This is a genomic window from uncultured Anaerotruncus sp., from assembly GCF_902490045.1.
GTDB lineage: Bacteria > Bacillota > Clostridia > Oscillospirales > Ruminococcaceae > Anaerotruncus.
Genome location: NZ_CABUCJ010000013.1, coordinates 20,778 through 35,890 on the forward strand (window position 1 = coordinate 20,778; position 15,113 = coordinate 35,890).

Annotated in this window: 6 protein-coding genes; all 6 read left to right on the forward strand. The window is 64.9% G+C overall.

What is annotated here, in order from left to right; all coding sequences use genetic code 11:
* Positions 1-138: 138 nt before the first annotated feature.
* The 6 genes from RDM88_RS02830 (at position 139) to RDM88_RS02855 (ending at position 15,085) form a co-directional block, all read left to right on the forward strand.
* Positions 139-10,149: a hypothetical protein gene (locus RDM88_RS02830; RefSeq protein ID WP_308753013.1), complete on the forward strand. Its 10,011-nt coding sequence runs from the start codon at positions 139-141 to the stop codon at positions 10,147-10,149.
* A gap of 86 nt (positions 10,150-10,235) precedes the next feature.
* Complete coding sequence (locus RDM88_RS02835) at positions 10,236-10,868, forward strand: hypothetical protein (protein ID WP_308753015.1); 633 nt, start codon at positions 10,236-10,238, stop codon at positions 10,866-10,868.
* 181 nt (positions 10,869-11,049) lie between these two features.
* Positions 11,050-11,424 (forward strand): BMC domain-containing protein, encoded by a 375-nt coding sequence (locus tag RDM88_RS02840; protein WP_308753017.1) that lies wholly within the window; start codon positions 11,050-11,052, stop codon positions 11,422-11,424.
* Positions 11,425-11,428: 4 nt separating this feature from the next.
* On the forward strand, positions 11,429-11,950 hold the full coding sequence (locus tag RDM88_RS02845) for a EutP/PduV family microcompartment system protein (protein WP_308753019.1): 522 nt from the start codon (positions 11,429-11,431) through the stop codon (positions 11,948-11,950).
* A gap of 182 nt (positions 11,951-12,132) precedes the next feature.
* The gene (locus RDM88_RS02850; protein WP_308753022.1) at positions 12,133-12,843 is read left to right on the forward strand and encodes a response regulator transcription factor; all 711 of its coding nucleotides are present in this window, start codon (positions 12,133-12,135) and stop codon (positions 12,841-12,843) included.
* Positions 12,806-15,085, forward strand: a complete 2,280-nt coding sequence (locus RDM88_RS02855) for a HAMP domain-containing sensor histidine kinase (RefSeq protein WP_308753024.1) — start codon at positions 12,806-12,808, stop codon at positions 15,083-15,085. Before RDM88_RS02850 ends, RDM88_RS02855 begins: the two co-directional genes overlap by 38 nt.
* Positions 15,086-15,113 lie beyond the last annotated feature (28 nt).

Here is a 15,113-nt window from a genome sequence, read left to right on the forward strand (position 1 = left end):
GAAGCGGGCTTGCGGCCCTTCCGGAGTTTCATCTGAAAACCCTGCGCAAATGAAGCATTTCCTTTTTTATCAGGATGGGTCCCCCCCACGGCGGACGGTCCTGACCAGGAGGGGACATTTTAAGGAGGTTAGAGACTCATGAGAAAGACCAAGCGGATTCTGTCGGCCATGCTGGCCCTGATGCTGACGCTGACCATGTCGATGGGCGGCGCGGTATCGGCCGCGGATGTGGGAAGCACGGAAATCCGGGCGTCCATCGCGGGCGGAGACCTGACGGAGCCGTCCTTTGTGGGCGGAATGGTTCTTCGCGTCAGGAGCTTCTTCAGCGCCGGCGCGGACGGCGAGCAGTGGCCCCACGGCGACGCGCTCGCAATGACCGAATATAAAAACGGTCCAGTCAGCAAGGAGTTCAACATTGTTGGAACGCCGGCGGGCGCGACCGCCACGGCGAGCGGCGGCTATGACGACCAGGGCCGCCAGATCGTCTCGGTGGAGGTGCTCGGCACGGCGGACGCGGACGGAAATATCCCGGTGAGGGCCACCGCGGCCAACCCCGGCGAGGCGACCGTCGTCTACACCATCCGCAAGAGCGGATACAGCCCGGCGACGGTGGAGCAGAAGGTGCAGGTCTTTGACCAGATGCGCCTTGCCAGCGACGACTTCCCGGAGAAGGACGAGCTGATTTACGCGGGCACCGCGCGCGACTTCACCTATATCGTTTCCGGTACCAACGGCGATATCCTCACGGAAAACGCCAAGCTGGAGATGTCCGAGATTAACGCGGCCACGCTGGACGCCGCGCCCGGCACCGGACGCGGAACGCTCAACGCGGTCTCGGCGGTTTACGGCGCGGACGTGTCCCTGACCGCCAGCCGGATCGCGGACGTACCCTATCCGATGTATTTCTATGATGCCTCGGAGGCGATGGGACATACGATTTCCGTCTCGGATTCCGTTCTGTTCAAGGATTTGAAGTCCTCCCACCATGAGCTGACCGCGGCGCTTTCGGGCGAAAAGGGCAGCCAGTCGGTTGCGGCGGGCTTCACCTACGGCCAGTTCGCAGACGACCAGTACCTCGAGTTTGCGACCATGCCGAAACAGAATGTGGCGCTCTCGATCGATTCGATCACCTTCCGCGGGGAGGAGATCGGCATCTCGGAGAGCGGCTTTGCCGTTTCGATCACGAGCGACACCGGCATCGGCAGGCTGACCGTCCCCAAGACGGCCGGCGCGGGCGACTATGTCATCCGGCTGCTTGCCTCCCGCCCCAACGCCTATCTGGAGACGCCGCTGACCGTCAACCTCACGGTCGCGCAGGCGCGGTTCACCGGCGTGGGACTTTCCTACAGCACGGACGATCCGGAAGGCCCCGCCTGGGCGGACGCCGTGGACGGCAAAATCTCCGCCAAATTCAACGCGCGCTATGAAAAGGCGTTTGACGTTTCGCTCACCAGCGGCGACGAGCGCCCGAACGGCGTCACCACCTTCGCCGCCTACCGCGCGTCCGGGCTGCCGGAGGGCGCCTCCTTCGAGGGGAACGTCCTCTCCCTGTCGGGCAAAAACCCGGTGGGCAGCTATCTCATCCCGATCACCCTCTACGACCCGGCGGGCAACTATGCCGACGCCGAGCTGGCGCTCACCTATCAGGTGGACAACACCTATACGATCGCGCTGAAGGACGTCACCGGCGATCTTGTCGGGAGCGCCGAGATCGTCAACGGCTCGGACATCGTCGCGACGGTCCACCTGCCCTATGAGGACGCGACGGGCAGCAACAAGCTGAACCTCGTCTTCTACCAGGACGGCGTGGACGGACGCATGAAAGCCACGACGGCCACCGCCAAGCTCGCCACCGGCGAGGGCGCCGTCACCGTCAAGAACAACGTCGTCACCATTCCCAGGCGCCTGCCGGTGCTCGCGGATGGGGAGACCTATGACCTCGTCACGACGGTCAGCGCCGACAACTACAACGACGCGCAGCTGACGGTCAAGATCATCGTCGACAAGGCGCAGATCACCGTGAACGACGTGGCGCGTTCGACCACCAACAGCAGCTATCAGTCGATTGCTCCCGAGGCGGACGGCGAAACCTATCTGGCCGACCAGTTTGCCTACGGGGAGAACAAATACTTCCGGATCATCTCCGACTCCAAGAGCAGCGCGCAGTTTACGGCAACCGCGCTTACCTCCGCCGACGAGTCGGACGCCGATCTGCTGGACGCCTACCTCGTGAAGGAGAGCTTCGCGCAGGGCAAGAGCCTCATCCAGCTGGCGCCCGGGCTCCCCACGGGGGACTATGAGCTGACCCTGACGGGCGAGAGCTCCTCTTCCGACAAGGGCGGCAACTACGAGACCAAGACGATCGTCATCAAATTCACGGTGGCGAAGTCTCCGCTTCCGGTGGAGATGCAGGTGACCGGGGACGGCGTGAAGGCCGGAACCGGCGCGAACAACTTCGTCGTCACCCAAAAGGTCGGGGAGGCCGGCCTCGTCTACACCTACCAGGTGGAGGTCATCGGGCCGGAGGGCGCGGTTGATTCCGCCGAGGTGGCGCTCGACCCCGCCTCCGCGCAGAAGGGCACCTTCGACCCGGAAACCGGGACGCTGACCATTCCGGCGGACACCGAACCGGGCGTCTACACCTTTATCTTTAACGGCACCGACAAGAGCTTCCAGCCCGGCAAGGTCACGCTGGTTGTCACGGTCGGCGACTACGCGCAGATCACCAAGATCACCTCCAACACGAGCACCGTCAAGGCGTTCGCGCCGGGCGAGGACGAGAAGGGCTTCGACTTCCGCACCCGCGCGCCGGAGGGGGTCAAGACGGTCCTGACCCTCACCAGGGACCCGGCGAACGCCAAGGTGGCCCTCACCGTCACGAACGGCAAGGGTGAAGAGGTCAAGACGATCAAGCTGAACTTGACCGGCGACAAGATCGTCGTCCCGGCCAACCAGGCGACGGGAACCTATACCCTGACGATGGAGGTCACCCACGCTTCCCGTTCCTCCAAGACCTACAAGTTCGACCTGCGGGTCGTGGGCAAGAACGAGATCACCTCGATCCACGACGAGGGAGAGGTCTATTCGACCGTGCCGGTGGACGGCGCGGCCACGCTGGACATCGACCTTTCCAAACTGAATGACTTTGACGGCGCGTTCCAGGTCGCCACCAACGAGGGTACGACCCACATCGACGACACGATCGACGTGGAAAACTGCACCCCCGCCGGCGCAATCACCTGGGACTTTGACACCGACACGCTGAGCGTCGACGTGTCGAAGGCGGGCCGTATCACCGCGGACCTCGTGGTCGACAAGGGCCAGCCCTCCGAGACGACCACCCGGCTGACGGTCAACGTCATCCCGGCGATTACCGTAACGGATAAATCCGGCGAGCTGACCGTTTCGGACGGCGTCTATACCGCCGAATCCAAGGCGGGAGAGGGCAACCAGATCACGATCGAGGCGAACCCGTCCGCGGGCTGCACGGTCGAGACGAGCCTCTCCTCCGCGGAGGTTCAGCAGCTGCTGCAAAACAAAAAGATCACCGTCCTCGGCGATGTGATCACCGTCGCGGGCGACGCGCCCGCCGGCACGGTGGAAATCCCCTTCCGGGTGAGCAGCGCGGCCGACCGCAACATCACGCTCGGCTCCGGCTTCTCCGTCCGGGTGCAGATCGGCGCGGGCGACATCACCGCCTCGGTCTCCTCCCCGCTGATGGATTCGTCCGTCCCGGTGGTGGACAATTCGGCGTCCGTCACCCACGGCTATGGCGCGGATGAGGTCTTCACCATCAGCACCACGCCCGAAACGACCCTGTCGCTCGTGAGCGAGAGCGTCAACAACCTCATCTTCAACAGCGCGAGCAAGACGATCACCGCCAAGGCCAACCTGGCGGTCGGCACCTACACGCTCCGGCTGAAGGCCGAGGCACAGTACTACACGCCCTTCGTCTTCGACGTCGTCGTGACGGTCGAGCCCGCCGTCGAGGTGGCGTGGACCGTTACCGGCCCGGACGGCGAGGAAATTTCTCCCGATAATTCCGGCACCTACCAGCTGCCGGTCAACCGCAGCGAGGGCGGGAGCTTCACGGTTTCGACCGTGCCCGCAAACGCAAAGATCACCCGCACCGACAAAAACACGGAGATTTCCTCCGACGACAACAGGACCTTCACCATCCCCGCGAACCTGTCCGGGGACAGCGTGCAGGTGGCGCTCAAGGGTACGAACAAGAACTACCTCCCGAGCGAAATCACGATCAGCGTCAACCTGGTCAACGACGCGCGGCTGACGCCCATCGCGACGGTCGGCGGCAAGACCTACAACGCCGACGCGAACGGCGTCATCTCCGTCACCCTCAAGGATCTGGAGAGGGCCGACCTGTCCACCAACGTGGCGGACGCGGTCATCACCAAGCAGATCGACAAGCTGGACGGGTTTGGCATCGCGAATTCCGGCGTCCGCGCCAACGGCGCCAGCGCCGGAACCTATGACTTCCCCTTCAAGGCAACGGCGCAGAACTATCTGGACACCGACTTCACCCTGCGCGTGACGATCGACCCGATCGTTGAGTACAAGGTGGACGACGACCAGGATTACGCGGTCGTCACCGAGAAGACCGTTGAGATCGGCTATGGCGACGGCGCCGAAATCCCGGTGCTCGCAAGGCTCGCCAACGGGGACGACGAGGTCACCCTGTCGGCCGGCTCCACCCCGCTCCACACCGCGTGGAAGAACGGCGTCCTGACCGTCCTGCCGACCGCTCCGGCCGGCAGCTATACGGTCAAACTCACGCCCAAGGCGGACGGCGTTTCGATCCCCGACGCGCGCCTGACCCTGACGGTCAGGGTTCAGAGCGGCAGGATCGCGGTGGACGCGGCCTCCGACCTGTCGGGCGATCTCCCGAAACAGGAGAGCCAGGACGGCGTCGTCTTCACGGCCTCCCACTATGCGGGCGAGACCCAGACGATCACCTTCTCCGACTCGGTCGGCGCGGGCTACAGCTTCACCGGAACGAGCTGGCCGATGGGCTTCGCGCTCAACGGCAGGGCGCTGACCATCTCCTCCGACGCGCTTGCCGGGGACTATTCGCTCCCCTTCCAGGCGTCGAAGGAAAACTATGAGCCGACCGCCATCACCCTGCAGGTGACGGTGGCGACCGACGCGTCCTCCTTCTACGACACGACAGTCGCCGTCAACGGCGACGCGCAGCAGGCGTCGTCCGAACCCTCCGTCGGCACGACGGTCGACAACCGGCGCGTCTACGACATCCAGGTGAAACCCGGGCAGACCGTTTCCGTCACCACCGGCGTGAGCATCGAAGCCGACGACATGACGGTGGACGCGCCCGCCGGCTGGACGGTCAATAAGATCGATTCCGCCGTCACCTTCATTTTCCCCGAGACGGTCGAACCCGGCGAAACCTACACCGTCCTGGTGGACTATCCGCGCAGCGCGAACAACCGCGCGACGCAGGCGGTGGTCAACATGACCGCCGTGGATAAGAGCCAGCTCGCGCAGCCGGTCATCTCCGGCTACAGCCTGGCGGTCGACCCGGCCGACGAGACGAGCGGCACGGTCACGGTCAGCTGGAACGCGGTGGACGGCGCGGCCTACTACCAGCTCTACGCCGACGGCGAACTGAAGGTGGAAACCGATTCGACCGGCGCCCAGCTGGGCATTGGCGCGGGCTACACCGGCAGCCTCCCGGCGGTGGACGAGAACGCTTCCCTCACGGTGAAGGCGTTCCCGGCCGCGGGCAGCGGCGACGCGGAATCCCCCGCCTCCGCGCCCAAGACCCTGACGATCACCCGCACGGCGCTGGACGGCGTCCAGTTCACCGGAGCGGTCAACCGCACCCCCGCCGACGGGAAGACGCGCTTCTTCTTCCAGCCCGTCGATAACGCGGACGGTTACGCGGTCACCGAGGACGACCAGCCGGTGGCGTCCGCGAACATCCAGACCTCCGCGAGCGGCGGAAAATACTACCTGACCACGACGGCTCCCGGCAGCGAGCTCAAGGTCGGAATCCGCGCGCTGGCAAAGGCGGGCTCGCTCCTCTACACGGATTCGGCCGCGGAGAGCTTCAAGACCTATCAGGCCGACGCGCTCAAGGATCTGACCGTCCAGGTGAACGGGGAAACGATCGGCGGAGACGCCTTCACCGACACCTTCCGGGCGGGCACCCTGACGGCGGCGAAGGAGTACACCGTCGGAGTCGCTGAGACCGGAGGAACCGTCAGCATCGCGATCACCGCGGGCGACGAGTCCTACGAGGACATGATCAGCAACGAAAAGGTTACGGTCCCGACCGACGTGGAGCCTGAAACCTATACATTTACGATCACCGCGACCCCGTCCGGCAATTTTGCCGGCATCTATCAGGAGACGGTCAAGACGCTGACGGTCATCGTCACGGAGAAGGAGTCCTTCGACGTGAGCGGCGTCACCCTCAGCCTTGAGACGCAGTTTACGGCGGACGAGGCGGTCAAGTGGGTCCGCGCCGAGTGGAATGCGGTCCCGAACGCGGCAAGCTACGACCTGTTCGTGAACGGCGCGCTGGTCGAGAACACGACGAAGACCGCGGCGACGATTGTTCCCGCAAAGATCAAGGTGGGCGACACGGTTTCCGTCGTCGCGAAGGCCCCCGGCTACAACGACAGCACGCCGGTCACGGCGGACTACGCATACGCGCCCGCCAAGCTGGCGGCCCCCGTGGTCACCTTCGCCTACGACGGCGAAACCGGGGAGCTGACCGCCTCGTGGGAGGCTGTCGAAGGCGCCTACTATTACAGTGTGGAGCCGAACGACGCCTGGGGCAATTACAGCAACAACAACCAGGCGCTCTCCGCGACCCGGAACATCAAGAGCGGCACGGAGACCGAATACCCGATCGCCGTCCGGGCGATGGCCAAGAGCGGTTCGGCGAAGTACGCCGATTCCGACAGGACGGAAGCGGCCTACCAGTATGACCGCCCGACCCTGACGGCCGACACCACGACCACGACGATCAACCACCTGCCCAGCGAGAACCCGGGCGGAAAGACCTATACGATCAAGGTTGAGCCGGCGGGCGCGCAGATTGCGATCGCCGACAGGACCCCGTCCGTCCCGGGCATCGTGCCCAACTCGAACGGCACGATCTCCATCTACGACACCGCGGCGGAGACCGATTCCCCGCTCATCTATGACGCGACGGCGACGCTCGACGGCTACCGGCCGCTGCACTTCCAGATCGCGGTCAACATCCTGCCCGAGCCTCCGAAGGCCACCGCAGCCTTCCAGTACCAGCTGGGCGGCAAGGACGGCGCGTGGACGGATCTCACGAACGGACAGACGATCACCGGAACGGAAGGGGAAGCCCTCCTGCTCTATCTCCAGTCGGACAACACCGAATTTAATCCCCAGACGATGATCACGAAGGACGAGGGCGGCAGCGCCGACATCAACGCGGCCTCCGCGGGCATCTACGCCCCGGCCGGCAGCCAGGCGGGCAGCGCCTCCTTCACAATTACGACTCCGGAGAACCAGGTGTTTGAGGAAACCACGCTGCGCTTCACCGTGGAGCTCGCGGAAAAACCCGCGCTCGACCTCTCCGCGATGACGACGGCGTACACCTACAGCCTCAAGGACGCGCAGCCCGTCTCGTACTCGGCGGTCATCACCGACGAGGTCCAGGCGGCCTATCCGGGCGCGACCGTGGCCTTCAGCGCCGACCCGAGCGTTCTGAACTACAACGCGAGCAAACTCGAGGGCGAAGAGACTTACACGGTCACCGTCTCGAACGTGGCGGGCCATAAGGACGGCAGCTTCGAGGTCACGATCACGGTGGTCGACGACCGCGACACGCTCTCGGTCGACAACTTCAATTTCACCCATCCCTACAAGCAGACCAACGCCCCCTATCCGGTCACGGTCGAGGGCGCGACGGTGAACGTCACGACCATGCCGCTTCCGGCGGGCTTCAGCTGGAACTCCGATAACAGCACCCTCTACGTGAACAGCGATGCGGAAATCGGGGAGTACACCCTCGACGCGACGGCGAGCAAGTCCGGCATGAAGGACGCCTCCTTCCAGATCATCGTGACCGTCACGGATGAGCGGCAGGAGCTGACGATCCTGCTGGACGGCGTCGCGGTCGGCGCGGAGCCTGTCGAGACGCCCTACGGCAATCGCAAGGACTTTGCGCTGTCGACGGCGGAAAGCCTGACCAACCCGACGATCGAGCTGACGACGGATGACGAGACCGGAAAGGTCAACTTCAGCAGCGACAGCAAGACCATCGCGATCTACGAGGGCGGCGCCGAGGGCACGACCTATACGGTCCATGCGAAGATCACCCCGACCGGCGAAGACGCGAAACGCTACAAACCGGCCGAGGCGGACATCACCTTCGTGGTGGGCGCGGCCAAGGAGATCGAAAACGTCCCGGCGGACGTTGCGGCGTCCTACTATACGGACGAAACCACTGCAAAAGCCATAACGCTGACGATCCCTGACGACCTGACCCTCAAGAGCCTGGAAAAGGGCTTTGAGGACGCGGACAACAGGTTCGGCGTCAACGTGAGCAACAAACAGATCGTGTTCACCCCGTCCATGGTGGAGCCCGCGAACTATGGCTTCACGGCGACGGTCGGCAAATCCGGCGGTTACGCGGACGCGACCTTCACCGTGACCATCACGGTGAACGAAGCCGCCGCCCGTCCGGGAATCACCCTCAATGAGTCCACCGACATCAACGTCGACCTCAAGGACTTCCAAGGCGAGACAAAATCCTTCACCACCGGCGACAGCGTCGCGGTGACCCTCAGCGACATCGCGGGCGAACCGGCCACTGAGCAGATCCGCCTCGAGAACGGCGGCCTGCGCATTGGCGCGGACATCGCCGAGGGCGACTACACGGTGACCGCGACGGCCAACGCCACGGGCTACAAGGCGACCCAGGTGACCTTCACCGTCCACGTGGGCGACAGCACGCCCGCGATCACGGTGGTCGAAAAGGACTTCACCTACGAGCGCGGCCAGTCGCAGAACAGCTTCACCGTGACGACCGAACCGGCCGACGCGACGGTGACCATCACCGACGAGCACTATGACGGCCTCAACGTGAACGGCGCGGAAATCAGCGTGGATGCAGCCTGGCTGGGCGACGACGGCACCTACACCTACCAGGCCACCGCGGCGAAGGACGGCTACAAGACCGCAGCCTTCGAGGTGACGGTCACGATCACCTCCAAGCCGGATGAGGCGCTCACGATCGACGGGAACGCCTTCAGCGCGAAGCAGAGCGAGGGCGCGTCCTTCACCCTCGGCTTCAACTCCCCGAACGCCGTGATCGAATCGGACGGCACCACTTGGGACGAAGCGACCATGAAGGAACCCAACCGTCCGACGCTCGACAGGGCGAGCAAGACCATCACCGTGGGCACGGATACCCCGGCCGGCACCTACACCCTGACCCTCAACGTCACCGGCGGCAGCGGCTACACCGACGGCACCTTCACGGTCACCGTCCGCGTGCAGGAGGCCAATGCGTTTGAGATCGCGAACCAGCAGATCAGCGTCGAGGTTCCCGAGGGCCAGGCCTACGGCGGCCCGCAGACGATCGACTTCGGCGATGCGGACACCGCCGGCATGACCTTCTTCGTGGACCCGACGAACTACGGCGAAAAGATCTTCCTCGGAATGAGCGGCACCAAGGCGCTGGTCTTCCTGACGGACGACGCGCCGGAAGGCACCTTCGAGTTCGAGGTGACCGCGCAGAAGGACGGCTTCAGCACCGAATTTACGATCACGCTGGAGGTCACCCGCACGGCGGCAAACAACCGGCTGGCGGCCCCCGTCGTCCTGGAGGAGGAGCCGCTTGAGGAGACCCCGCCCGCCGAGGAGGAGCAGAAGCCGGACGACGAGCAGCCCGCGGAGGGCCAGACTCCCGACGGCGAAGAGACCCCCGGCACGGAGAACCCCGATGGGGAAGAGACTTCCGGCAAGGAGCCAGACAACGACGTCCAGCAGCCTCCGAAGGAGCAGGACGGTGAGCAGGAGCAGCCCGGGACCGAACCGGACGGGGAGGAAACCAAGCCCGAGGTCGCCCCGCCCCCGGCCAAACCGGAGGAATCCCCCGCGGACAGCGGCGACACGACCGAATAACGCCGGGCAAGGCGGTTTGAATCTTTAGGGAGCCGGGGAGGGGGCGCGTCCCCCTCTCCGTCCCACAGTAAAAGGGAGGTATCCCCATGAGGAAAAAGATTTTGGCAATGCTGCTGGCGGCTGCCCTTGCCGTGGCGTTTGCGGTCCCGTCGGCCGCGGTTTCGGGCAAGGTCGCCGGGGGCGCGGACGGAACCGTTAAAACCGTCACCACCCGGCAGACGATCGACACGGCTGACATCACCTACCAGAACATGCGGGTGGAAAACAACCTCACGATCTCCGAGGAGGTCGGCCGCGGCACCGTGACCCTGAAAAACGTGGTGGTCACCGGCACCCTGCTGATCAGAAGCGGCGGCACCGTGGTGCTGGACGGCGTGACCTGCCCCAATGTGACCATCCAGAACCCCAAATACAAACCCACCGTCATTGCGACCGGCTCCACCTCCGTCGACACCACCTACCTCAAGGGCAACTGCGTCATTGAGGAGCGGAGCCTGTCGGCGGGCGGGGAAGGCTACATCGACGTGGTCTACAGCCCCAACGTCAACTACGAGCTGACCAACGTGTCGCTCGAACGCATGACCAAGGGCGTCAACGCGCCGGCTTCCGGCAGGAGCTTTGCCGGCAGCTCGAGCAATTCCAGCGGCGGTTCGGGCGGCTCCTCCACCTTACCGTCCGCGGGAGGCAGCGTGGGCGACCTGGTCGAAGACAAAGGCTGACAGCAAAAACCCCCGCCCGGCGGGGGTTTTTTGCTGCCCTGATGATCAGATGCTGATCAATCCTGACCACAATTACAAATCTTGACCGCGTTTGCGCAAAAGCGCCGCCGCGCATGGCTTTCCCGGCACGGGCTTGCTACAATAGAAGCAGGAATGACCGGAAGGGAAAGGAGGCGGGCGCATGGCGTACGAGCGGGCAGAATATCCCGAAAAGCAGCGGATCATCCAGGAGCTGGTGCCGGGCAAGCAGGTGACGCTGGCGCATGTGATCGCCAGCCCCGACAGGATCATCTACCAAAAGCTGGGGCTCGACCCCGAGGCCGATTACCGGCAGGCGGCGATCGGCGTCCTGAGCATGTCCCCGGCGGAAATCGCCGTGATCGCGGGCGACCTCGCGCTCAAGGCGGCGAACGTTGAGATGGGGTTCATCGACCGGTTCAGCGGCACGCTGATCTTCACCGGCCTCATCTCCGACGTGGAGGCCGCCATCCACAGCATCCTCTCCTACCTGGAGGGGACGCTGGGGTTCACCGTCTGCGCGGTGACCCGGACGTGACGGAATGAAAAAGATCATCCTGATGGGCCGCAGCGAGTGCGGAAAAACCACGCTTTCCCAGGCGCTGCGGGGCAGCGAGATCGTCTACCGGAAGACCCAGTACATCAACCACTGCGACGTGGTGATCGACACGCCGGGCGAGTACGCCGAGACGGCGTCGCTCGGCCGCGCGCTCGCGCTCTACGCCTACGAGGCCGACGTGGTCGGCCTGCTCTGCGGCGCGACCGAGCCCTACTGCCTCTTCCCGCCCTGCGTCGCGGCGGCCTGCACGCGGCCGGTGATCGGCATCGTGACCCGCATCGACGAGCCGGGCGCGAACCCCGGCCGCGCCCAGCGGTGGCTGGAGCTCGCGGGATGCCGTCCGGTTTTCCGGGTGAGCGCCTATTCGGGGGAGGGCGTCTGGCGGATTCTAAACTACCTGAAGGAGCCGGGGGACCGGCTGCCGTGGGAGACCGCCGGGGAGGCGGAACGCCCGCGCGCCGTCCTTTCGGACAAATACGGGGAGACGGGGCGGAAACGTCCCTGAAAGCCGGAAGCTGCGCTTCCGGCTTTTTTCGCGCGCAAAACGCCCCTATCCACACGCGGCGGGATGTGGTATTATGGATGCTGGACGGCACGCCGGAGTTGTAAGATTTCCGTAAGAAACGCGTCCATTTTTTTGTAAGGAAACGGCGTTAGGATAGAGACAGGCCTAAGGGGGAGATCAGGATGAACGAATGTGTGCTGGTGGTCGACGACGACCGGGAAATCGTGCGGGCGATCGCGCTGCTGCTCGAAAAGGAGGGCTACCGCGTGCTGCGGGCGTACGACGGGATGGAGGCGCTCGAGCAGGCGATGGACCGTTCGGTGCGGCTGATGATCATCGACGTGATGATGCCGAAGCTCGACGGTCTGTCGGCAGTGATGAAGCTGCGGGAGCGGCGCAACCTGCCGATCATCGTGCTCAGTGCCAAGAGCGAGGACACCGACAAGGTGCTCGGGCTTTCGATGGGGGCGGACGACTACGTCACCAAGCCCTTCAACCCGCAGGAGCTGGCGGCGCGGGTGCGCAGCCACCTGCGGCGGTACACGAGCCTGGGGGACATCAACGCGTCTGGGGCGGGGGATGAAATCCGCAACGGGCGGCTCAGCTACAGCCCGGAGGAGCGCGTCCTGCGCGCGGACGGCGACCCGGTCAAGCTGACGGCCACCGAGACGAAGATCGTCGACCTGCTCATGCGCAACCTGGGGCGCATCTTTCCCGCCGAGGAGATCTACCGGCGGGTGTGGGAGGAGGACGCTTTCGCCGCAGAAAACACGGTGATGGTGCACATCCGGCGCATCCGGGAGAAGATCGAGCTCAACCCGAAGGAGCCAGAATACTTAAAGGTGGTATGGGGAATTGGATACAAGATCGAAAAGGTGGAAGGCGGCCGTTAGCTTTACGGCCTTTTTTCTGGGGATCAGCCTGCTTTTGACGGGCGTCCCGGAGGCGTTTTCCCTCCTGACGGGCGGCTCGTGGAAGCGCGCGGCGGTTTCGGACGCTTTCCAGGAGGACTACCAGGACACGCAGGCGTTCCGCGACGCGGTCGCAAGCTATCTCGAGGATTTTCTGGCGATGGCGGTCGGCGGCGACGCGGGCGTCTCCAAATACGGCGTCTCCTACAGCGGCGAGATTACCTCGGCGGTCGCGGAGGCGGCCGAGGTTACCGACATCATCGCAGAGCGCGGCTGGGACGGCTACGACTGGGACGACGGCTATGATTTCAGCATCACGATTTCGCCGTCGCCGGTCTACGGCTCGTCCGCGCAAGCGGCGCACGACCATTACAAGGAGGATAAAAACGTCCTCTACGACATCCGCTACGACGGCGAGCGGAAGTTTACCAACGCCGAGGGCACGGGACTGGACGGCCCGAACCTCAAGCTGCCCGAGGGCTACAATTTCCTGCTCTGGTTCGACGGGAGCAGGGTGCGCGTCGTCAAGGACGGCAGGGAGCTCGACATCTACGGCGACGGCTACTACCGCGAGGGGGAGGACTGGTACGTCCCCGGGTATAAAAACTTTACGGTGGACGAGGACGCCGCCCGCGCGAGCGTGGTGATCGCGGCGGCAAAGGACCCGATGCTCTATGTGCGCGGCAGCTACGGGAACGGCTCCGTCGAGCGGCAGAACAACCGCCTCTACTGGCTCGAGCAGAACCTGAGGGAGCATCGGGACCGCTATACCGGCATGGCCGTCTCCTGCGCGGCGGGCGTCCTGCTGCTGGCCGTCTGGTTTTTGCTGCGCAGGGACAAGCGCCGCGCCGACGCGGCGATCGCGCGGGTGACGGGGCGCGTGTGGTACGAGGGCAAGCTCCTGCTCCTGCTGGCGGCGCTGGCGGTCTTCCTGGCCGGCCCGCAGGACGCGCTGCGGGAGATCGCCTACATGGCCCGGGAGGAATACTTCGACCCCTGGATATTCTCCTATTACGCGCAGGAGCTTTCCCGCAGCGGATTTTCCCTGCTGGTGATCTTCTGGTCGGCCTACCTGCTGGTCAACGATTGGAGACACAATCCCAAGCCCTGGAAGCACAGCCTCACCGGGAAGTTCTGCGCGGCGGCGCGCGCCTCCGGTTTGAAGCTGCCCCTCCAGCGGCGGATGGTGCGCCGGTTCGGCGCGGTGCTGATCGCTGCCGCGGCCTTCGCGGCGTCGGCGCTGGTGCTCTTCGCGGGCTTCCGCGTCTACAACCGCGATTCCCTCTTTGCGCTCCTGCTGCTGGCGGGGCTGATGGCGCTCCTGCTCTGGATGCTCTGCCGCTTTGCACGGAGCAACCGGGAGGCCGCGCGGGACATGGGCGCGCTGGTCGGGCAGATCGCCGCCGTACACGCGGGAGGGCTGACGATGCCGCTCGACCTGCCGGAGGACGCGGACCTCGCGGCGGCGGCGCGCGACCTCAACGACATCCAGCGGGGGATGAACGAGGCGCTCGAGGAGCGGATGCGCAGCGAGCGGATGAAGGTGGAGCTGATCGCGAACGTCTCCCACGACATCAAGACGCCGCTCACCTCGATCATCAGCTATGTGGAGCTTTTGGGGCGGGAGGAGGACCTCCCGGAGCATGTGAAGGACTATATCCGTGTCCTCGAGAGCAAGTCGCAGCGGCTCAAGACGATGGTGCAGGACGTCTTTGAGGTGAGCAAGGCGGCCTCCGGGCAGCTCCCGGTGACGCTCGAGCCCCTCGATCTTGGCAAGCTGCTGCGCCAGACGCTGGCCGACATGGCCGAGCAGATCGACCGCAGTGCGGTGACGGTGCGGGCGGAGATCCCCGAAGAGCCGGTAATGATCACGGCGGACGGCCAGCGGCTCTACCGCGTCTTCCAGAACCTCGTGCAGAACGCGCTGCAATATTCGCTGGACGGCTCGCGGGTGCACGTCAGCCTCGCGGCGGACGGGACCACGGCGGTCGCGAGCGTCAAAAACACCTCCCGCGAGGAGATCGCGAAGGACAAGGATTTCACCGAACGGTTCGTGCGGGGGGACGACGCCCGCACCGACGGCGGCAGCGGGCTGGGGCTTTCGATCGCGCGCACCTTTACCGAGGCGTGCGGCGGGCGCTTCTCGGTGGAGACGATCGCGGACCTCTTTGTCGTGACGGTCGAATTCGCCCGGCGGGCGGAGGAGGAACAGGCGGAGGACTGACTTCCGGAAAATCTCCTTTCCAACAGGA